Annotated in this window: 17 protein-coding genes; 3 read left to right on the top strand and 14 right to left on the bottom strand. The window is 65.2% G+C overall.

What is annotated here, in order from left to right:
- Positions 1 to 2: 2 nt before the first annotated feature.
- The 8 genes from OSH05_RS16070 to OSH05_RS16035 all read right to left on the bottom strand — a co-directional run bounded on the left by OSH05_RS16070 (position 3) and on the right by OSH05_RS16035 (position 8,782).
- Positions 3 to 839, bottom strand: coding sequence for an ABC transporter ATP-binding protein (locus OSH05_RS16070; RefSeq protein WP_104219081.1), 837 nt, complete (start codon positions 837 to 839; stop codon positions 3 to 5).
- Positions 836 to 1,753: an ABC transporter permease gene (locus tag OSH05_RS16065; protein ID WP_104219080.1), complete on the bottom strand. Its 918-nt coding sequence runs from the start codon at positions 1,751 to 1,753 to the stop codon at positions 836 to 838. Before OSH05_RS16065 ends, OSH05_RS16070 begins: the two co-directional genes overlap by 4 nt.
- The gene (locus tag OSH05_RS16060) at positions 1,753 to 2,823 is read right to left on the bottom strand and encodes an ABC transporter permease (RefSeq protein ID WP_407660401.1); all 1,071 of its coding nucleotides are present in this window, start codon (positions 2,821 to 2,823) and stop codon (positions 1,753 to 1,755) included. Before OSH05_RS16060 ends, OSH05_RS16065 begins: the two co-directional genes overlap by 1 nt.
- On the bottom strand, positions 2,820 to 4,406 hold the full coding sequence (locus OSH05_RS16055) for an ABC transporter substrate-binding protein (protein ID WP_104219296.1): 1,587 nt from the start codon (positions 4,404 to 4,406) through the stop codon (positions 2,820 to 2,822). Before OSH05_RS16055 ends, OSH05_RS16060 begins: the two co-directional genes overlap by 4 nt.
- Positions 4,407 to 4,592: 186 nt before the next feature.
- Positions 4,593 to 5,582: a potassium channel beta subunit family protein gene (locus OSH05_RS16050; RefSeq protein WP_104219079.1), complete on the bottom strand. Its 990-nt coding sequence runs from the start codon at positions 5,580 to 5,582 to the stop codon at positions 4,593 to 4,595.
- Between the two features lie 239 nt (positions 5,583 to 5,821).
- Positions 5,822 to 6,730, bottom strand: a complete 909-nt coding sequence (locus OSH05_RS16045) for an alpha/beta hydrolase (RefSeq protein WP_104219078.1) — start codon at positions 6,728 to 6,730, stop codon at positions 5,822 to 5,824.
- Between the two features lie 20 nt (positions 6,731 to 6,750).
- Positions 6,751 to 7,605 carry an amidohydrolase family protein gene (locus OSH05_RS16040; protein WP_165801581.1) on the bottom strand — a complete coding sequence of 285 codons (855 nt, stop codon included), beginning with the start codon at positions 7,603 to 7,605 and terminating at the stop codon, positions 6,751 to 6,753.
- Between the two features lie 13 nt (positions 7,606 to 7,618).
- Entirely contained in the window at positions 7,619 to 8,782 is a 1,164-nt protein-coding gene (locus OSH05_RS16035; RefSeq protein ID WP_104219076.1) for an alpha-hydroxy acid oxidase, read from the bottom strand.
- A 101-nt stretch (positions 8,783 to 8,883) separates the two neighbouring features.
- On the opposite strand from OSH05_RS16035, the gene OSH05_RS16030 reads away from it, so the two are divergent.
- On the top strand, positions 8,884 to 9,573 hold the full coding sequence (locus OSH05_RS16030) for an RraA family protein (RefSeq protein WP_104219295.1): 690 nt from the start codon (positions 8,884 to 8,886) through the stop codon (positions 9,571 to 9,573).
- Positions 9,574 to 9,632: 59 nt separating this feature from the next.
- Here the strand turns inward: OSH05_RS16030 and OSH05_RS16025 are convergent, their stop codons facing one another.
- From OSH05_RS16025 to OSH05_RS16005, 5 genes are all read right to left on the bottom strand, one after another.
- On the bottom strand, positions 9,633 to 10,598 hold the full coding sequence (locus OSH05_RS16025) for an ABC transporter permease (protein ID WP_407660400.1): 966 nt from the start codon (positions 10,596 to 10,598) through the stop codon (positions 9,633 to 9,635).
- A 5-nt stretch (positions 10,599 to 10,603) separates the two neighbouring features.
- A complete protein-coding gene (locus tag OSH05_RS16020) occupies positions 10,604 to 11,668 on the bottom strand; it encodes an ABC transporter permease (RefSeq protein ID WP_104219075.1) in 1,065 nt (354 codons plus the stop codon).
- Positions 11,665 to 13,212 (bottom strand): sugar ABC transporter ATP-binding protein, encoded by a 1,548-nt coding sequence (locus OSH05_RS16015; RefSeq protein WP_104219293.1) that lies wholly within the window; start codon positions 13,210 to 13,212, stop codon positions 11,665 to 11,667. The genes OSH05_RS16020 and OSH05_RS16015 overlap by 4 nt, the downstream gene beginning before the upstream one ends.
- Positions 13,213 to 13,289: 77 nt before the next feature.
- Complete coding sequence (locus tag OSH05_RS16010; RefSeq protein ID WP_266352586.1) at positions 13,290 to 14,417, bottom strand: substrate-binding domain-containing protein; 1,128 nt, start codon at positions 14,415 to 14,417, stop codon at positions 13,290 to 13,292.
- A 272-nt stretch (positions 14,418 to 14,689) separates the two neighbouring features.
- A complete protein-coding gene (locus OSH05_RS16005; RefSeq protein ID WP_104219074.1) occupies positions 14,690 to 15,559 on the bottom strand; it encodes an SMP-30/gluconolactonase/LRE family protein in 870 nt (289 codons plus the stop codon).
- A gap of 161 nt (positions 15,560 to 15,720) precedes the next feature.
- Between OSH05_RS16005 and OSH05_RS16000 the strand changes: the two genes are divergently transcribed.
- Positions 15,721 to 16,839, top strand: coding sequence for a mandelate racemase/muconate lactonizing enzyme family protein (locus tag OSH05_RS16000; protein ID WP_104219073.1), 1,119 nt, complete (start codon positions 15,721 to 15,723; stop codon positions 16,837 to 16,839).
- A 7-nt stretch (positions 16,840 to 16,846) separates the two neighbouring features.
- On the opposite strand, the gene OSH05_RS15995 is transcribed toward OSH05_RS16000, so the two are convergent.
- Positions 16,847 to 18,343 (bottom strand): CYTH and CHAD domain-containing protein, encoded by a 1,497-nt coding sequence (locus tag OSH05_RS15995; RefSeq protein WP_104219072.1) that lies wholly within the window; start codon positions 18,341 to 18,343, stop codon positions 16,847 to 16,849.
- Positions 18,344 to 18,671: 328 nt separating this feature from the next.
- Here OSH05_RS15995 and OSH05_RS15990 point away from each other — a divergent pair, with 328 nt between their 5' ends.
- Positions 18,672 to 19,715, top strand: a complete 1,044-nt coding sequence (locus OSH05_RS15990; protein WP_104219291.1) for a linear amide C-N hydrolase — start codon at positions 18,672 to 18,674, stop codon at positions 19,713 to 19,715.
- Positions 19,716 to 19,784 lie beyond the last annotated feature (69 nt).

The raw sequence follows: 19,784 nt of genomic DNA, 5'->3' as shown, positions 1-19,784 counted from the left end.
GGTCAGAGCGCCCAGTTCGGGTCGCGGTCCAGCACCGGCAGGGGATGCCGGTCACCGGAGAGCTTCGGCAGGCAGCCCATCAATCCTCGCGTATAGGGATGCTGCGCCTTGTCCAGCGCGCCGGCCTGAAGCTCCTCGACGATCCGGCCGGCATACATCACGAGCACGCGGTCGCAGAAGGAGGCGACGAGCTGGAGATCGTGACTGATCAGGATAAGGCCCATGCCGCGCTCGGTGACGAGCTGATCGAGAATGCGCAGCACCTCGCCGCGCACCGTGACGTCGAGCGCCGAGGTCGGCTCGTCGGCGATCAGCAGTTCCGGCCCGGTGATCAGCATCATCGCGATCATGACGCGCTGGCCCATGCCGCCGGAAAGCTCGTGCGGATAGAGCGCCATGACGCGGTCCGGCTGGCTGACCTTCACCGCATCGAGCATGTCGCGCGCGGCCCTTCGGGCCTCAGCCGTGGAGATACGCTTGTGCGCCCGGTAGGCTTCGACGATCTGCCGGCCGACCGTCATGACCGGGTTGAGGGAATAGCGCGGGTCCTGCATCACCATGGTCATGCGGCTACCGCGCAGGCTGCGGCGCAGCTTCGGGGGCGCGGCCATCAGGTCGATGCCGCCGAAGGCGAGGCGCTTCGCCGTCACTTCGCCCGGCTTTGCCGTCAGGCCGAGAATGGCGCGGCCGGTCTGCGACTTGCCGGATCCGCTCTCGCCGACGATGCCAAGCCGCTCGCGGCCGAGCGTGAACGAGATGCCGCGCACCGCCTCGACGGTACCCTCCGCGAGCGGAAAGCGGATCCGAAGATCCTCGACTTCCAGCAGCGGCGGGCTCATCGGGCGGACCTCGGGTCGAGCGCATCGCGCAGCCCGTCGCCGAGCAGGTTGAAGCCGAGGCTGACGACGAAGATGGCGATGCCCGGCATGGCGGCGACCCACCATTGGTCGACGAGAAAACGCCGGCCGGCCGCGATCATCGTGCCCCATTCGGGCGCTGGCGGCTGGGCGCCGAGGCCGAGGAATCCAAGCCCGGCGGCGGTCAGGATGATGCCGGCCATGTCGAGCGTGACGCGGACGGTGACCGAGGAGAGGCAGAGCGGCACGATGTGCTTCAGGAGGATGCGCGCCGAGGAGCCGCCCTGCAGGCGCACGGCATGGATGAAGTCGCTGTTGCGGATCGTCAGCGTCTCGGCGCGGGCCAGGCGCGCATAGGGCGGCCATGCCGTGATGGCTATGGCGATGATCGCGTTCTCGATGCCCGGACCCAGTGCCGCGACGAAGGCAAGCGCCAGGACGAGGCGGGGGAAGGCGAGGAAGATGTCGGTGATCCGCATCAGGATGCGATCGACCCAGCCGCCGAAATAGCCCGACACGGTGCCGATGAGGAGGCCGACCGGCGTGGCGGTCACGGAGACCAGCACGACGACGGCCAGTGTCAGCCGCGAGCCGTACAGAATCCGCGAATAGATGTCGCGCGCCTGATCGTCGGTACCGAGCCAGAAGACCGGTCCCGGTGGCAGGAGGCGCTGGGTCCTGAGATCGCCGCTTTCGATCGGCGAATGCGTGGCGAGCAGGGGCGCGAAGGCGGCGACGAGGACGAGCAGGCCGACAATGACGAGACCGGCCATGGCGGTCGGATTGCGGGAAAGGCGGCGGTAGGTCTGGTAGGCGTGGCCGAGCCGCGCCTGACGCCGCGATTGCGGCTCCGCCGTCGTCAGCCAGGCACGCAGCGATCCGGGAGCGCCGCTCATCAGCGCGTCCTCGGATCGAGCAGGTGATAGAGAAGGTCGGAGAAAAGGTTCAGCGTCACGAAGGCGGCGCCGACGACCAGTGTTCCGCCCAGCACAGCGTTCAGATCGGCGTTCTGCAGCGAATTAGTGATGTAGGAGCCGATCCCCGGCCAGGCGAAGACCGTCTCGGTCAGAACCGAGCCTTCGAGCAGCGTCGCATAGGAGAGCACGACGACGGTGACGAGCGGGACGCTGGCATTCCGGAGCGCATGCCGCCAGATGACCCGCGCCTCCGACAGGCCCTTGATCCGGGCGGTGACGACATATTCCTGCGCCAGTTCGTTCAGCACCAGGGCGCGCGTCATCCGGCTGATATAGGCGAGCGAAAAATAGCCGAGCAGGATCGCCGGCAGGATGATGTGGGAGAGGGCGTTCCAGAACACCTCGACCTGGCCCTGCATCAGGCTGTCGACCAGCAGCATGCCGGTCACGGGCGTCACCAGATAGTCATAGGCGATGTCGAGCCGCCCTGGCCCGGCTACCCAGTCGAGGCGGGCATAGAACAGCAGCAGCGCCATCAGGCCGAGCCAGAAGATCGGCACGGAATAGCCGACGAGCCCGACGATGCGTACGATCTGGTCCAGAAGACTGCCCGATCGCACGGCCGCGAAGACCCCGAGCGGGACGCCGATCAGGGTTCCGATCAGCGTGCCGAGCGTCGCGAGTTCGATGGTGGCGGGGAAATAGCGCTTTATGTCCTCGATCACCGGATTGGTAGTGAGGACGGAACGGCCGAAATCGCCGGTCACGGCCTTCACGACATAGACGCGGAACTGTTCGGGCAGGGGCTTGTCGAGGCCCATCTCGGCCCGCACGCGCTCATAGACGGCGCCCGAGGCGCGGTCGCCCGCGACGGCCAGAACCGGATCGATTGGCACGACACGGCCGATGACGAAGGTGACGACGACGAGGCCGAACAGCGTGATCGCCAGCGTCAAGAGGAAGCCGGCGATGCCGCCCGCCAGGCCAAGCGCGCCACGGCCACGCCGCTCCCGCCTCGGCGCGGCTCTCAGGCCGGGGTCGAGGCTCAATCCTTGCTCGTGCTGGTCGCGAGATTATTGTCGAAGGAGGGGCCCATGATGAAACCCTTGACGTTGGATCGCAGCGCCGCGGCCTCCGTCTTCTGGAACATCACGAGGAACGGTCCGTCGGCCATCACGTCGCGCTGCAGCTTGTCATAGATGGCGGCGCGCTTGGCCGGGTCGCGCTCCAGGATGGCGGCCTCCACCTCCGGTCCCAGCACTGGCGTTGCCCAGGCATTGCGCCAGGCCAGCGTCTTGGACGAGGCGTCGTCCTTGTTGTCCGGATTGGAGGCGAAGGTCTGGGCGTTCGAGTGCGGGTCCTGATAGTCCGACCCCCAGTCGCCGATATAGATGTCATGCGCGCGGGAGCGATATTTCGTCAGCGTCTGCTTGCCGTCGCCGGGGATGATTTCGACCTTGACGCCGGCCTTGGCGAAGGTCGCCTGGATCGCCTCGGCGACGCCTGTGATCGGCTGCGTCGAGCGGACATCCATCGTCACCTTGAAGCCGTCCGGCAGTCCTGCCTTGGCGAGCAGCGCCTTGGCCTTGTCGACGTCGAGGGAATAGGGCGTGTCGTTCACGGCGCCGAGGAAGCCCTTGGGCAGGAAGGCCTGATGTACGCTCGCCTGATCTTTCATGATCGTGTCGGTGATGGCGCCGTAGTCGACGAGATATTTCAGCGCCTCGCGGACTTCGGGCTTGGCGAGGTTCGGATTCTTCTGGTTCAGCCCGAGATAGTAGAGCGTGCCCTTCGGGGCGGTCTGGATCTTGATATCCGGATTGGATGAGATCGCCGTGATTTGCTCCGGCCCGAGATTGCGAGCGATATCGACATCGCCCTTTTCCAGCAGAAGTCGCTGCGTCGCGGTTTCGGGGATATGGCGGTAGATGACGCGGGCGAGAGGGGCCGGGGTGCCGGAATAATTCGGGTTGCGCTCCAGGACGACCACCTCGTTGGCGCGCCAGTCGCGGATCGAGAACGGCCCCGATCCCGCATAGTGGGTCTTGAGCCAGCCATAGCCGAGATCGCCATCGGCTTCATGTTCCAGCACCAGCTTCTTGTCGACCACGGAGGCGACGGAGGAGGTGAGGGCGTAGAGCGCGAAGCTCGGCGCATAGGGACGGTCCATCTTGAAGTCGAGCGTATAGTCGCCCGTCGCCTTGACGGCGTCCTTCACATTGTCCTTGGTGATGCCGAACTGGTTGATGATGAAGGCCGGCGATTTGTCGAGCAGCACGGCGCGCTGCAGCGAGAACTCGACATCGGCAGCTGTGATCGGATTGCCGGAGGCGAATTTACGCCCCTCGCGGATCTTGAAGCTTATGGTCTTGCCGTCATCCGACACGGTCCAGCTCTCGGCGACGACGCCGAACATCTTGGAGACGTCGTCGAGGTCGTAGCCGATCAGCCGTTCATAGGTATTGCCGGCGATCTCGGTGGTCGAAAACTCGAACAGTTCGGCCGGGTCGAGTGAGATGATGTCGTCGATCTGCCAGGCCTGGACCAGCGTGTCCTTTGGCGTTGCCGCGAGGGCCGGAACGGCGATCCCACCGGCGAGGCCCATCGCGACCCACGCCGCCGTTGCGCTCATTCTGATCAAGCCGAATCCCATGGTTCATCCCCGCCTAGCAAACAGCCTGCGCGAAGTGTGCCTCTGCGGTCGCCTACCGTCTACCGGCAAGATGGGACGGCTGCATGACCCGAAAAACCGGCGCGTCCTGTATTCACCCGATGTCCGGGGCAGGGATCGCCTGCCCCGGACATCGGTGTAACCGTTTCAGTAACGGCTGGGGCCGGCCGGCTTGTTGCCGAGAATCTCGTCGATCTTCGCCATGACATCAGCCGTCAGCTTGTCGCGGCCGTCGAGGGCCGAGAGATTGTCTTCCAGCTGCGACAGGCGCGAGGCGCCGAGGATGACCGTCGAGACATTCGGGTTGGCGAGGCACCAGAGCAGGGCGAGGTGATGGACCGGCAAGCCGATCTCGGCGGCGAGCGCGCCGATCTTGCCGACGGTTTCCAGCTTCTTGCGGCCGTCTTCGCTCTGCCAGATCTCCTTCAGCCATTCATAGCCCGGCAGATCGAGGCGGCTGCCTTCCGGAATGCCCTTGGCATATTTGCCGGTCAGGATGCCGGAAGCGAGCGGCGACCAGATCGTGGTGCCAAGGCCCATCAGCGGATAGAGCGGCAGGTAATCGCCTTCGACCTTATGCCGCTCGAAGAGATTATATTGCGGCTGCTCCATGGTCGGCAGCGTCAGGCCGAGCGCGCGGGCGACGCCCCAGGCCTCGGTGATCTGCTGCGCCGACCATTCCGACGTGCCCCAGTAGAGCACCTTGCCCTGCGCGACGAGATCATGCATCGCCCGCACGGTTTCCTCGATCGGGGTATCGATGTCGGGGCGGTGGCAGAAGAACAGGTCGAGGTAATCGACCTTCAGCCGCTTCAGTGCGGCATGGCAGGCATCGGTGACGTGCTTGCGGCTGAGGCCGCGCTGTGTCGGCTTCGAGCCGCCCCAGAACACCTTGCTCGACACGATGAAGCTGTCGCGGCTCCAGCCGAGCTTTGCCAGCGCCTCGCCCATCAGGGCCTCGGAGACGCCGGCCTCATAGCCCTCGGCATTGTCGAAGAAATTGATGCCCGCGTCATAGGCGCGCTTCATCATCGTCATCGCATCGTTCTGGTCGACCTGCTTGCCGAAGGTCACCCAGGAACCGAGCGAAAGCTCACTGACCTGAAGGCCCGAACGGCCCAAACGACGATATTGCATGGCTTGGTTTCCTTGTTTGCGACGGCAGGCAAGGCTTGGCGACGATGCCGCGCCCACGCTTTGCCGCGGATGAATCCGGGAAAATCCAATGGCATGGATTCCTGGCGATGCTGCGGCGCCATGGAGAAAGACGCCTGACTGGTTGTCGCGGCCGTAGGTCGTCGGCCACCCATCACGTTACGGCTTGTACATCGGTCGCGATGGATCCGCTGCTGATTTCGGCGCCCGATTGAATCAATTCAAGGAGAGCGAGCCCGGTTGCCCAGATGGCGGCGCATGAACGAGCCCGATGAGACCAAGGCTCGCCGACCTGCATCAAGATGGGCATTCCACATCGGGAAGGCGTGGATCATATGCGGCCAGATCTCCAGCGTCACCGCAACTTCGGCGGCGCCGGCCGCCTCGACCAGACGCGTCGAATCGGCGAGCAGCGTCTCGTCGGCGCCGACCTGAACCAGAAGGGGCGATAGTCCCGCGAGATCGGCGAAGAGCGGCGAGACGCGCGGATCGCGCCGGTCGAAGCCGTGCGGCAGATAGCTGTCGACGAGTTCTTGCAGATAGGCCGTGTGGATCAGCGGATCGACCGCGTCCCGCGTCACCAGCGTTGCGCCCGACAGCGTCAGGTCGGTCCAGGGCGAGAGCAGCCAGCCGCAGGCCGGCAGCGGTTCCTTCGCATCGCGCAGGCTCGTCAGCAGCCCAAGTGTCAGGCCGCCGCCGGCGCTGTCGCCGCCAATGGCGATCCGGTCCGGGGCGATGCCCTGGTCGAGCAGGAATTGCCATGCCGTGCGCGCATCCTCCGACGCAGCCGGGAAGGGATGCTCCGGTGCCAGCCGGTACGCGATCGCCAGCGTGCGGATGCCGGCGGCGCGGCCGGACTCGGTCACGAGCCGGCGATGGCTGACAATCGAGCCGGAGCAATAGCCGCCGCCGTGGAAGTACAGAAGCACGCGCGACGGATCGCTGCCGGGCGCGATCGACCATTCGGCGGCAAGACCGTCAATGTCGGCTGGCTCGGTCCGGATATCGTCGGCGATCGGCCAGACCGCGCCGACCTCGTTGATCCGCTGCCGCCGCTCGGTCCATCCGACCGGCCGAGCCTTGGCAACAAGCAGCGCGCGGACGGCCTCGATCTCGGTCTGGTCCGACATTTCCCGCTTCTCCTGCTCGATCAGCCGAGACGATAGACCCGGCTCACCGTATCGCGATAGAGCTTGCGTCGCTCGTCGACGCTGGCGCCCGAGACGATGTCGTCGAGGATGGCGACCCAGTCGGGATAGCGGTGCGTCAGTTCCGAAACGGTCCAGTCGCTGCCATACATCACGCGGTCGAAGCCGAAGACCTCGATGGCACGCTCCACATAGGGCTTCACGTCGTCGGCCTTCCAGCTCTGGTGATCCGCTTCGGTAACGACACCCGAGATCTTGCAGACGACGTTGGGCAGCGCGGCCAGTTCTGCGATTTGGTCCCACCAGGGCTGGCGAAGGCCGTTCTTGATGTCTGGCTTGCCGATATGATCAAGCACGAAGCTCACTTGCGGGCAGCGCCGGGCCAGTTCGATGCCATAGGTCAACGCCCAATGCTTGACGCAGATATCGAAGGTGAAGCCGAACTTCGGCAGCAGGCGGAGCCCGTCCAGGAAGGCTGGCTCCAGCACGAACGCGGGATTGCGCTCGGTCTCGATCAGGCGGCGGATGCCGCGAACGGAGGGTAGGGTGGCAAGCTTTTCAAGATCCTGCTCGACGCGCGCACCTTTCTCCAGCGGGGCATGCGCGACCGAGCCCGCGAGGCGCGGGTCTCCATCCGCCATCTGCTGGATGAATTCGACCTCATCGATATGAAGGCCTGGATCGACGGCAACTTCGGCGAAGACAAGCTTCTCGATCTGGACCGGACCGCGCGCTGCATCGAAATCGTCGAGATCGAAGCTGCGGTCGATCTTCGGAACATTGGCGAGCCAGCCATAGGATAGGCGCTGCACGTCGTAGAGATGGACGTGGCTGTCGATGATCGGAAACTCGGGCATGTTCCTGTCCTTGCTATGGTTTTTGGCGTCGGGCGAGATGACTGGCATCGAGGTCGGAGAGCTTTGAGACGCCGAGAAGACCCATGACGCGGTCGATTTCCCGGCGGTAGATATCGAGAACGTGCGCAACGCCGGCCTCGCCGCCGACCGCGAGCCCATAGAGCTGCGGCCGGCCGATCAGCGTCGCCCTTGCGCCAAGGATCATAGCCTTGACGACATCGGCGCCACGGCGGAGGCCGCCATCCACCAGTACCGGAATGCGGCCGTCGACCGCTTCGACAATCGCGGGCAGGGCATCGAGCCCGGCGATCGAGCCGTCGAGCTGGCGGCCGCCATGATTGGAGACGATGATGCCGTCGACGCCCAGTTCGACGGCCTTGCGTGCCTCGACGGGGCTCAGGATCCCCTTGAGCAGGAAAGGCTTCTTCCACAGGCCGCGCAGCCATTCGACATCCCGCCAGGAAAGGCCGGGGTCGAGCAGCGAGGCCATGCGCTTCGATAGCGAGGCGAGATCGGCCGCCTCACCCTCGCGGATATAATTGGCGAAGGTGATCTTCGGCAGCTCTTTGCGCATGGCGAGCAGCCAAGGCAGCTTGCCGAGCATCGCCATCATATCGGGGACTGAGAAATTCGGCGGGATGGTGAAGCCGTTCCTGAGGTCCCGCTCGCGGTTGCCCAGTAGCTGGTTGTCGACGGTCAGCACCAGCGCGTCATAATTCGACGCCGCCGCGCGCTGCACGAACCATTGCGTGAAGCCTCGCTCGCGATAGACGAAGATCTGCATCCAGCGCGGCGCCATCCCGGTGGCGGCCAGATCCTCCATCGTGCAGACGGAGGCGTGCGACAGGCAGAATGCCGTGCCCGCCGCCTGCGCCGCTCGGGCGGCCGCTCTCTCGCCGTCAACCGCGAAGAGGCCGGAGAGGCCGGTTGGGCCGATCATCACGGGGAGGGCGAGGCGGTGGCCGAAGAGCTCCACCGAGAGGTCGCGCCTTGCTGGTGCGTCGAGCGGACGAGGGATGAAATCCCAGTCGTCGAAGGCAGCTTCGTTGCGGGCCAGCGTGCGCTCGTCCTCGGCGGCGCCGTCGGCGAAATCGAACACCGGCCGGGGCAGGGCGCGCATCGCGAGCCGCCGCATATCGGCGATGGAGAAGGCCTGTTTCTTCCAGCGTTCGCTCATGCCCTGACCCTCGCCAATTCCGACCCGATCGGCAATAAGGAAGCCTGAGGAGAACGAGCCGGCGCGCCGAACGGAAGGGCCGGACGAACAGGGAGAGAATGATGATCAAGGACCCGCCGGTGCTGACGATCCGCCGGAAATTCGAGCGGCCCGATCCGGCGCATCTGGCAGCGCTCGCCGGCATTCCGACCGGCTTCGTCGTCGACACGATGGGCGGGCGCGGCGGGCTCGACTACCGCATCAAGCCGTTCGTGCCGCTTGGGAAGCCCATGATCGGCGTTGCTGTCACGTGCGATTGCGGCCCGGCGGACAATCTGGCGCTGTTCGGCGCGCTCGACGTCTCGGGCGAGGGGGACGTTCTGGTCGCTGCCACCGATGGCTTCACATCGACGGCGGTCACCGGCGATCTGCTGCTGGGCATGGCGAGAAACCGCGGCGTCGTCGGCTTCGTTACCGATGGCCTGATCCGGGATCTCGTCGGTATCCACGCCGTGGGCCTGCCGACCTTCGCGGCGGGGCTGACGCCCAATTCCCCGGCGCGCAGCGGCCCCGGTACGGTCGGCCTGCCGGTGGTCGTCGGTGGCGTGCGGATCGAGTCCGGCGATATCCTGATCGGCGATGCCGACGGCGTGGTCGTGATCCCACGCCTGCGAGCTGCCGAAGTGATCGAGCGGCTCGAAGGCGTCAAAGCGGCGGAAGCGAGCCTCGACGCCAAGGTGAAGGCCGGCTTGAAGATCCCGGATTTCGTCAAGGCGGTGCTGGAATCGGAGCGGACGGTGGAAGTGGACTGAAACCAGTTCGGGGCGGATCTTTAGGTCCGCCCCGCTATTTCGGTTCGCCCCGTCCCGTCTCACAGCCGGACGCGGGCGCCGCGGCCATAGGCGAGCAACATGGCGATGATGACGACGCCATAGATGATCTGCCGTCCGGCCTCGGGCATCTGCATGACCGAGAGCACGCTCTGCAGCAGCACGATCAGGATCGTGCCGACGACCGTGCCCGATAGCTTGCCCGAGCCGCCGAGGATGTTGGTGCCACCGATGACGACGGCGGCGATCGCGGGCAGCAGATAGGGGTCGCCCATCGCCTGGAACGCTTTGGACGAATAGCCGGCGAGCAGCATGCCGGCGAGCGCCGCCAGCATGGAGCAGAGCGCGAAGCTCGCGACCAGTACCAGCCGCGTATTGACGCCTGACAGATAGACGGCCGACTCGCGGTTACCGATCGCATAGATGTAGCGGCCGAGTGGCGTGCGCTTCAAAATGAAGGCGACGACGACGCAGACCACCGCCCACAGGATGACCGGGTTCGGCACGCCGAGAACGTCGTTCTTCGACAAGGCCAGCATCAAATCGGTCGGCTGGCTCGACGGCGAAAATCCGCCGGTCAGCATGACCATCAGGCCGCGCAGCACGACATTGACGCCGAGCGTGAAGATCATCGACGGGACCCGCAGATAGGCGACGCCCAGCCCGTTGACGATGCCGATCAGCAAGCCGACGCCGAGGCCGATCGGCATCGCGAAGGGTCCGCCCCAGGCGGCGGCCAGCATCGCGGAGGCGGCCATGGTCCAGGGCACGGACAGATCGATATGGCCGAGCAGCACGACCAGCATCATGCCGCAGGCGACGATGCCGAGGAACGAAGCGACCTTCAGCTGCAGCAGCAGGTAGTTAGGCGACAGCAGCGTCAGCGTCCCATCGGTCATCATCGTATAGACGGAGCCGATGATGAGGATGGCGATGATGAAGGCGCCGGCGTAGCGCAGCGGCCTGTCGATCGAATTGACGACCGCGGATAGGGATGACTTGGCCACGGTGGTCACCTGAATATCGAGAGACGGTTCTTCATGCGGAATATCCCGGCCGCGCCGATCGAGACGGCGAGAAGCAGGATCAGGCCCTCGAACATCGGCTGCAACAGAGGATTGGCGAGGAAGCCGATCGCCGAATCCGAGTCGACGACGCGGAAGCAGAAGGTGATCGAGCGCAGCACGGCGACGCCGAAGATGGTGCCGATGACGCCGCCGGAGCCGCCGAACAGCGAGGTCCCGCCGATCACCACGGCGGCGATCGAGTTCAGCGTATAGGTGCCGGCCTGGATCGGATCGGCGTTGCCGCTGCCGGTCTGGATGGCGAAATAAAGCCCGGCAAGACCGGCAAAGAGGCCGCCCAGCGTGTAAGCGGCGAGCTTCGCCCGCTCGATCTTGACGCCGGACATATAGGCGGCGGCCTCGTTCGAGCCGACGGCATAGCAGGCTCGTCCGGTCTCGGAGCGGCGGAACGGGACCCAGATGACGAGCACGACGACGAGCAGGATGATGACCGGCATCGGCACGCCCTGGATGAACTCGAACCAGGCCGGCGTGCCATTTGGCCACCAGCCATACGTGCCGGGAAGCTCGGCCAGCGCGTTGGTCGCGACCCAGTTCAGGTCGGGATCGACCGTGCCGCCGGGCGTCGGCCGCAGGAACAGCGCGATGCCGGAAAAGACGGCGCCCGTGGCCAGCGTCACTACGATCGGCTGCAGGCGGCCATAGACGACGATCAGCCCATTGATGAAGCCGCCGAGCGCGCCGACGGCGACGCAGGCGAACATGGCCGCGATGATCTGCACGGCGGAGCCCGAGACGATGTGCGAGGCGAGCGAATTCACCAGCGTCATCAACGGCCCGACCGAGAGATCGATGCCGCCGAGCAAGACCGGCATGGTCTGTGCCATGCCGAGCAGGATCAGCGTCAGCGCCTCGTTCGAGTTCTGGACGAAGAGGTCGGAGGTGAAGCCGCGCGGATGCAGGCTCGAATAGAAGATGTAGAGAATGAGGAACAGGATCAGGGCAAGGATCGGCCCGATATTCTGCGAAAGGCGAAGCTTCAGGTCTTTCATGCCGAGACGGGCTCCGGGGCGGCCGACGGCTGCGATACCGACAGATTGAAGGAACTGGCGAGAATGTTGGTTTCGGAGATCGCGTCGCCCTCGAGCGTGCGCACGATCGAGCCGTCATAGAGCATCAGCACGCGGTCGCAGCAGCCGATGAGCTCGTCGTAGTCGGTCGAATAGAGCACGATGGCCGTGCCCGCATCGGCCAGCGTCCGCAGCAGGCGGTAGATCTCCTGTTTGGTGCCGACATCGATGCCGCGGGTCGGATCGTTCAGGAGAAGGATCCGGGCGCCGGTCAGGAGCCATTTGGCGATGACGACCTTCTGCTGATTGCCGCCCGAGAGCGTGCCGACCGCGTCGCCGACGGCGCCGATCTTGATCTGGAGCTTCTCGATCATCTCGCTGATGCGAGCGGATTCCTGCGAACGGTCGATGATGAGGCCGCGGGTGATGCGGTGCAGGATCGTCAGCGAGATGTTGTCGCCGATCGACATAGGCAGCATCAGCCCCTCGGTTTTGCGATCCTCCGGGATCAGCGCCATGCCGATACCTGGCTTAGTGGCGGCGCGCGGGCTGCCGACCTTGGCGTTGCGGCCATTGACGGTGACGGAGCCCTCGACCCCCTTGAGCACGCCGAAAAGCGCCAGCAGCAATTCGCGCTGCCCTTGGCCGTCGAGGCCGCCGAGGCCGACGATCTCGCCGGGGCCGACGCCGAACGAGATGTTGGAGAGGCGGTCCGTCCAGCCGAGCCCCTTCACCTCAAGCACTGGCTTGACCGGCGCGCTGCGGACGGGCTTGGGCGGATAGACGTTCTTGACCTCGCGGCCGATCATCATCTGCACGACCTCGTCCTCGGTCTTGTCGCCGGTGGCGAAGGTCGAGACGTGGCGGCCGTTGCGGAAGACGGAGATGTGGTCGGCGAGCTCCTGGATCTCGTGCATGCGGTGCGAGATGTAGAGGAGCGTCAGTCCGTCGCGCCGCAGCTTGTGCAGGATCTCATAGACGCGCTCGACGTCGGAAGCGGTGAGGGCGGAAGTCGCCTCGTCGAGGATCAGCAGCTTCGGGTCGCGGCCGAGGGCCTTGGCGATCTCGACCATCTGGCGGCGCGACAGCGGCAAATTGCGCACATGCTCCAGCGGGTTGATGTCCTCGCAGCCGACACGGGCCAACAATTCCTCGGCCCGGCGACGCTGGGCGCGCTGGTCGATCAGCCCGAAGCGCTTCGGCGGTCCGACGATCGATATGTTGTCGGCCACGGAAAGATCGGGGACGACCGACAGCTCCTGGAAGATGGAGACGATGCCGACGGCGTTAGCATCCTTCGGCGTCGCGAAGCGGACTTCGTTGCCCTCGAACGAGAGCGTGCCGTGATCGGGAGCAACGACGCCGGATATGATCTTGATCAGCGTCGACTTGCCGGCGCCATTCTCGCCGAGGACGGCGTGGATCGAGGCGGGCGCGGCGGCGAAGTCGATATCGGTCAGGGCGCGCACGCCGCCATAGGCCTTCGAAATTCCAGAAAGCTTCAGGCGCGGCGCAGCGTCGGTCATGGTCATGTTTGGCCTTCCCCCGGCAAGGAACGCCGCCGGCCCCATGGACCGGCGGCGTGTCGTTCGTGGCGAACCGCTTACTTGGCGTCGTCGCCGGTCTGCGTCATGAGCTGCGGAGCCGTGAAGGACAGGCCGCAGGGCGGGAACGCATTGGCCGCGAAGAAATCGGCCTTCAGGTCGGGGAAGTAGTCTTCGCCGGCCTTCTGGTTCTCATAGGTCACGACCGGATTCGGAACCGAGGTCAGCTGCGGGATCGCATTGCCCTGCAAAGCAGCGATAGCGGCCTTGAGTGCGATCGCGACCTGAGCCGGCGACTGGCCGTAGGAGAGGCCCTTCAGGCCCTTGTCCGCATATTCGGCCATCTGGATGCGGAAGAGGTTCTCGCCTTCGCCGGCCATCGGGACGAAGGGCTGCTTGGCGTCGATCAGCGCCTGGACGGTGCCATTCGAACCGCCCTGCGTGAAGATGCCGTCGAACGTGCCGTGCGCGGCGATCGCGTCGGCCGTGGCCTTCTGCGAGTCGCCCGGCGCCCAGTTGCCGACGACTTCGACAATCTCGAAATTGTTGCCGGGAGCCTCGACGACGGCGCGGAAGCCGTCATGGCGTTCCTTGTCGGCCGAGAAGCCGGGCACGCCGCGGATCTCGAGCAGCTTGCCCTTGGTGCCGACATTCTTGATCAGCCATTCGGCGGAGATCGTGCCCATGGCGACCTGGTCCTGGGCAATGGCGGCGATGTCCTTCGAGTCGATGCCGTTATCGAAGCCGATAAGGATCGTGCCCTTCTGGTTGGCAAGGCGGATCACGCGATCCCAGCCGGTGGGCGTGTTCGGATCGATCAGGACGGCGTCGAAGCCCTGGTTGATGTAGTCCTCGACGGCGCCGAGCTGGGCGGCCATGTCGGTACCGACGGAAACGACCTTGAACTCCTTCAGGTCCTTGGCGATTTCCGGCACGGCGGCATAGGCCTTGGCGGTCTGGATCATCTGAATGCGCCAGACATTCGCCACGAAGCCGTTGACCACGGCGATGCGGTAGGGGCCCTTCTTGGCGGGCCACTTGAAGTATTTCGTGTCGGCGGCCCAGGGCTTGAAGCAGGCCGGCTCAAAACCGGGGCCGGCGACGACCTCCGGACCCTTGGCGAGCGCAACGCTCGACATCATGCCGAGCGCGACGCCTGCGGCGACGAGAATCGTCTTGATACCCATGTCTCTCTCCCTCTTACGCCGCCCTCGTTCGGACCGTCGGATGACGGTCCGGGGCGGCTTCTCCCGTAAGTCCAGGGTGAGCGCTAACAGCCTCCGGCGTGCGTTATGCACGACGGTGCCGGCTCTCCTCCCTTGTCCGGCGGCGAGCCGATTGCTCGGTCTCCTTCTCGCCACCCGATCCCGACGATTTAAACCAGAATTTCCGTCGGAATTGCAATTCATATGTAAAAAGAAAATTCAGCCCTGCACCATAGGTGCCGGGAAGGGCGAGTTCAGCCCGCAAAGCGGGGCTCCGGCAGACCCTCGATGCCGACATCGATGGCGAAGACGCCGCCGGCATGTGGCTGACGCACCAATTCCTCCGGTGTCAGGTCCCAGATTGCCGACGTTACATAGAGCGTTCGAAGGTCCGGTCCGCCGAACATGCAACTGGTCGGCTTCTGCACCGGCAGTTCGATGATCCGCAGGACCTCACCTTCGGGAGAATAGCGCACGACGCGCCAGCCGTCCCACTGCGCGTTCCACAGGCACCCCTCGACGTCCACCGTCGAGCCGTCCGGGCCGAACGGGGTGCCGGAGAGGTCGACGATGCGGCGGCGATTCGAGATCGCCCCGGCTTCCGCATCGAAATCGAAACGGTCGATGACCTGGTCGAGCGTATCGGCGAAGTAGAAATATCGATCGTCGGGGCTCCAGACGATCGAGTTCGAAATCCCGATGCCGGTCAGCACGCGCTCAACGGAAAGATCCGGGTCGACGCGGTACAGCGCCGCGCTGTGTGTCTTCAGGCTGTCGTCCATCGAGCCGGTCCAGAACCGGCCGCGGCGGTCGCATTTGCCTTCGTTGAAACGGTTGCCTGGCTTGTCGGCCTCGGGGCGAGCGATCCAATCGATCGCGCCGGTCTCCAGATCATAGAAGGCGATGCCGGAGGCGAAGGAAACAATGAGGCCGCCCGTCTCGCGCAGCGCGAAGCAGGCGATGCGCTCTGGCATTTCCCAGCGATCGACCCTGCCGGTGCAGGGCGTCAGCCGTTGCAGCAGGCGCCCCTCGATATCGACCCAATAAAGCGCCTGCTCGAGCACGTCCCAGACCGGAACCTCGCCCAGCCGATTGCGCGCGTCGACGACCAGTTCGACCGTCACGACCCGTGTCCTCCCTCAAGCGCCCTGTCCGGCTCTTCCGGCCGGATCGAAACGGGTGCTATCGTCGGACAACCGATAACCCGAACTCTAACAAATCGGCAAGCGGGCCGCGCCTCGGTGGTGGTCCCGGCGTAAGCCGATGTCCCTGGGAGGGGAGCCTCATGAAAATTGCGAGCGTCGAGCCGTTCATCCTGCATATGCCGCTCAACCGGTCGTCGATCTCGGATTCGACGCATACGATCAGCCATTGGGGCGTGGTCGGCGTGAAGATAACGACGAGCGACGGTCTCGCCGGCTATGGCTTCACGGGAACCCATGCCCATCTCGGCTCGGATCGCCTCGTCACGTCCTGCATCTGCGATTGCTATGCCGAACTGCTGATCGGTGAGGAGGCCGGCGACGTTTCGCGACTTTGGATGAAGCTTGCGCGCTCGCCGGCGCTGCAATGGGTCGGCCGCGCCGGCATCACGCAGATCGCGCTCGCCGCCGTTGATGTCGCACTGTGGGACCTGAAAGCCAAGGCGGCGGGCGAGCCGCTCTGGAGCTTCCTCGGCGGCGCCACGTCGGAAAAACTCGAAGCGTACAATACCGACATAGGCTGGCTGTCGATCCCGACGGACCAACTGGTCGAAGGGAGCCTGAAGGCGATCGAGGTCGACGGCTACCGGCGGCTGAAACTGAAAGTCGGCCATGACGACCCAACCATCGACCTCGCCCGGATCGAGGCTGTGCGCAAGGCCGTCGGGCCGTCGGTGACGATCGCCGTCGACGGCAATGGCCGCTGGGACCTGCCGACCTGCCAGCGCTTCTGCGCCAATGCCGCGCCGCTGGACCTTTTCTGGTTCGAGGAGCCGCTCTGGTACGACGACGTCGCCGGCCATGCCGCGCTCGCCCGCTCGACGCCGATCCCGGTCGCGCTCGGCGAACAGCTCTATTCGGCCGATGCTTTCAACCAGTTCATGGAGGCTGGCGCCGTTCACTGGGTACAGCCCGACGTGACGCGACTCGGCGGCATCACGGAATACATCACCGTCGCGGAAGCCGCCCATTCCCGCCGCCTGCCGGTGGTGCCGCATGTCGGCGACATGGGGCAGGTGCATGTCCACCTCGCCATCTGGCACAAGGCGACGACGATGCTCGAATATATCCCGTGGATTCTCGACGGCTTCGAGGAGCCGATCCGCGTCGAGGGCGGGTTCTATCAGCGCCCCGAACAGCCGGGAGCCAGCTCGACGCCGACGGCGGACGCTTTCCGCCGCTATTCCCGTCCGCTGGGCTGAGGTTGCGTCATTTCCAGAACGGCTTGCAGGCGGCGAGGCGACGGTGCGCCTTGTCGGCGGCGCGAAGCAGCGCCGCCTCATCGATACCCGCCGCCGCGGGGCGTTTGGCGCCGGGAAAATGCTCGGCGACGAGCGCATCGATCGTCATGCGGTCGGTGAGCCGCCCAAGCGCATCCTGCAGGGCCGTGGCTGCCTCGATCATCTCGGCGCAGCGCTTGGCCGCCTTCGGGTCCGGATAAAGGCCCGCATAGAAATCGCAGGCATAGCGCAGCCGCTTGGCATGGATGCGCAGGCGATGGCGCCGCTCGGGCGAGAGCTCTGATGGCGGATCGGACTCGCTCACCGCCTTCCACGCGCGGCGGAGCGCCGGGCGGGTGCCCTCTCGGGCCGGCGAACCGACGCTGCGCCCGGTCGAGCTTCCGCACTCCACCATCGCGACGAGATCGACGACCCCGAGGCGGTGACGGGCGGATCCCAGCATCGCCGCCACCGCGCCATAAGCCGTCGCGCGCTCGGCATGGAGGCGATCCAGCGCGCCCTCCGGTACGGCATTCGCCGGCCACGCGCCCATCTCGGCGATAACGATGTAGAGATTGCGCGCCGCCCCAAGCTGGTCGAACACCCATCCGATCTCGCCGCGCAGCGTTTCGGCCTCTTGCTTCGTGAAGAGATCGCGATCGAAGCGCAGCAGCGAGCGCAGCCGGCGGATGGCGACGCGCATGGCGTGGATCGTCTCGGCCTGGCTTTTCGGCGTGAAGGTCCCGGCATGGAGCACGAAGGCGCGGATCGCGGTCATGGCCAGGGTTCGGAACGCATCCGCCCTTGTGAGGTCCGGTGCGAGCGGGCGGATGGCTGTCTTTCGATTGCGGCAATCGTCGCCGTCCAGCAGGCTGAATCCGCGGTCAGACTTGGTGCAGAACTGCATGCGGATCGGCAACCGGACGGCCAGTTCTCGGGCGAGGGCGAACAGCGCCTGCACCGGTCCTTCGACGAGCTCGACCTCCAGCTCGCGGATATTCTGCTTCCTTCTGCCGGCTTCGATGTGGCCTTCGTCGAGATCGATGTTGAAACGCGCGCCATTCTGCTCGACGCGCCATTGCGTGCGCTGGACGATGATGCGGAATTGGGGCCGCAGCTGGCCCGCGATGGCGGCCATCAGCTCTGGCGAGGCATGCCGTTCGAGGGCTGCTATCTCGGGGACATTGCCCTCGATGCCGAACTCGTCCTCGATGCGCCCGACCACACCGGCATTGGCATCGCCCTCTGCCTTGATCGTCTGTACGGTCCGATCGGCAAAACGGCGCAGGCGGAGCGAGACGCCGCCGGCGCGAAGATCTCGCTGGTCGGTATCCCAATATTCCGAGATCTGGTCGAAAATCGCAGGCTTGACGGCGCTGACCGCCGGATCGTGCTGGAGCCTCTTTGCCGTACCCCAATCGATGGAGAACTTGATCTCGCGCTCGATCGGCGCGGCCGGCGACTGCTTGGACTTCGGCTGGTGCAACGCCCTTCTCCGGCCCGCCTGAAACTCCCGCGGCGACTATGCGCCGGAAATCGGCCCGTCGCCTAGCTCGATCTCCGTCGACCGGCCGGCGCCGTCTCGTTTAGGTTATTGATTGGTCTCGTCTTCAATGCGGCGCGGGGGACGTCGCCCCGTACCGGCTGCCTGCGGTTCGGCATCGATCCGATGCACATAGAGCGGCGCGTTTTTCGGCAACCATGATCGAACCTCGTCGCTTGCTTCCGGCGGACAGAGGGAGCAGCTTCCGCCCTCGTGGGGCAGGTAGGATGGCGCAGCGGCGATGGCCGTGTCCGCCTGGATGGAGAACCTTATGAAGAGATTGAGGCACTACGGCATGATCGCCGCGACGGCGCTCGCGCTGGTCAGCTTCGAGGCCGACGCCTGCATACGTTTCATCTACGAGACGGGGACGGGCACCTATGTCGTCGGCCGGTCGATGGATTGGATGCAGGATCCGGGCACCGATCTGTGGGCATTTCCCCAAGGAATGAAGCGCGACGGCGGCGTCGGCGAGGGCTCGATCAGTTGGACGTCCAAGCATGGTTCGGTCATCGCCTCGTTCTATAGCGTCGCCACCGTCGAGGGCATGAATGATGCCGGTCTCGTCGCGAACACGCTCTATTTGACGGAGACCGACTATGGCGACGCCAAGGCCTCCGGCAAGCCGCTGATTTCGGTAGGCGCCTGGACGCAGTATGTCCTGGACAATTTCGCGACCGTCGCCGAAGCGGTCGACGCCCTGTCGAAGGAGCCCTTCGCCATCGTCGCCCCGACCTTGCCGAATGGCTCGGCCGCGGGCGGGCATCTTTCGCTGGCTGATTCCACCGGCGACAGCGCCATCTTCGAGTATCTGGGCGGCAAGCTCGTCATCCACCACGACCCGAAATACACGGTGATGACCAATTCGCCGACTTTCGACAAGCAGTTGGCGCTCAGCGCCTATTGGCAGGAGATCGGCGGGATGAACTTCCTGCCCGGCACCATCAAATCGGCGGACCGTTTCGTGCGGACGAACTGGGCACTGAATGCGGCACCGAAGGAGAAGGACGAGCGTCTCGCCATCGCCACGGCGTTCTCGCTGATCCGCGCCGTTTCCGTGCCGCTCGGCATCGCCGACAAGGAAGCGCCGAACATCGCTTCGACCATCTGGCGGTCGATCTCCGACATCGGCAACAAGCGCTATTATTTCGAATCCTCCTATAGCCCGACGATTTTCTGGGTCGATATCGACAAGCTGAAGCTCTCCGAAGGCGCGAAGCCGATGAAGCTCGATCTCAGCTCGCGCCCGATCATCGCGGGCGAAGCCTCGGACAAGTTCGTCGAGGCGGAGCCGTTCAAGTTCCTTTCGAACTGACCGTCGGATAAGCGAGGGTGGCCGCCACCGGGGCGGCCACCCTCTTTTCGGATTTCGAAGACTTTGGCG

It is taken from the genome of Kaistia algarum, from assembly GCF_026343945.1.
GTDB lineage: Bacteria > Pseudomonadota > Alphaproteobacteria > Rhizobiales > Kaistiaceae > Kaistia > Kaistia algarum.
This window is presented reverse-complemented; position numbering and strand designations above follow the sequence as displayed.

Excerpts from the sequence above, each read along its gene's own strand:
- OSH05_RS16055 (WP_104219296.1), bottom strand. The coding sequence starts at position 4,406 with ATGAGCGCAACGGCGGCGTGGGTCGCGATGGGCCTCGCCGGTGGGATC.
- OSH05_RS16020 (WP_104219075.1), bottom strand. The coding sequence starts at position 11,668 with ATGAAAGACCTGAAGCTTCGCCTTTCGCAGAATATCGGGCCGATCCTT.
- OSH05_RS16010 (WP_266352586.1), bottom strand. The coding sequence starts at position 14,417 with ATGGGTATCAAGACGATTCTCGTCGCCGCAGGCGTCGCGCTCGGCATG.
- OSH05_RS16000 (WP_104219073.1), top strand. The coding sequence starts at position 15,721 with ATGAAAATTGCGAGCGTCGAGCCGTTCATCCTGCATATGCCGCTCAAC.
- OSH05_RS15990 (WP_104219291.1), top strand. The coding sequence starts at position 18,672 with ATGAAGAGATTGAGGCACTACGGCATGATCGCCGCGACGGCGCTCGCG.
- OSH05_RS16030 (WP_104219295.1), top strand. The coding sequence starts at position 8,884 with ATGATCAAGGACCCGCCGGTGCTGACGATCCGCCGGAAATTCGAGCGG.
- OSH05_RS16050 (WP_104219079.1), bottom strand. The coding sequence starts at position 5,582 with ATGCAATATCGTCGTTTGGGCCGTTCGGGCCTTCAGGTCAGTGAGCTT.
- OSH05_RS16035 (WP_104219076.1), bottom strand. The coding sequence starts at position 8,782 with ATGAGCGAACGCTGGAAGAAACAGGCCTTCTCCATCGCCGATATGCGG.
- OSH05_RS16070 (WP_104219081.1), bottom strand. The coding sequence starts at position 839 with ATGAGCCCGCCGCTGCTGGAAGTCGAGGATCTTCGGATCCGCTTTCCG.
- OSH05_RS16065 (WP_104219080.1), bottom strand. The coding sequence starts at position 1,753 with ATGAGCGGCGCTCCCGGATCGCTGCGTGCCTGGCTGACGACGGCGGAG.
- OSH05_RS16045 (WP_104219078.1), bottom strand. The coding sequence starts at position 6,730 with ATGTCGGACCAGACCGAGATCGAGGCCGTCCGCGCGCTGCTTGTTGCC.
- OSH05_RS16040 (WP_165801581.1), bottom strand. The coding sequence starts at position 7,605 with ATGCCCGAGTTTCCGATCATCGACAGCCACGTCCATCTCTACGACGTG.
- OSH05_RS16015 (WP_104219293.1), bottom strand. The coding sequence starts at position 13,212 with ATGACCGACGCTGCGCCGCGCCTGAAGCTTTCTGGAATTTCGAAGGCC.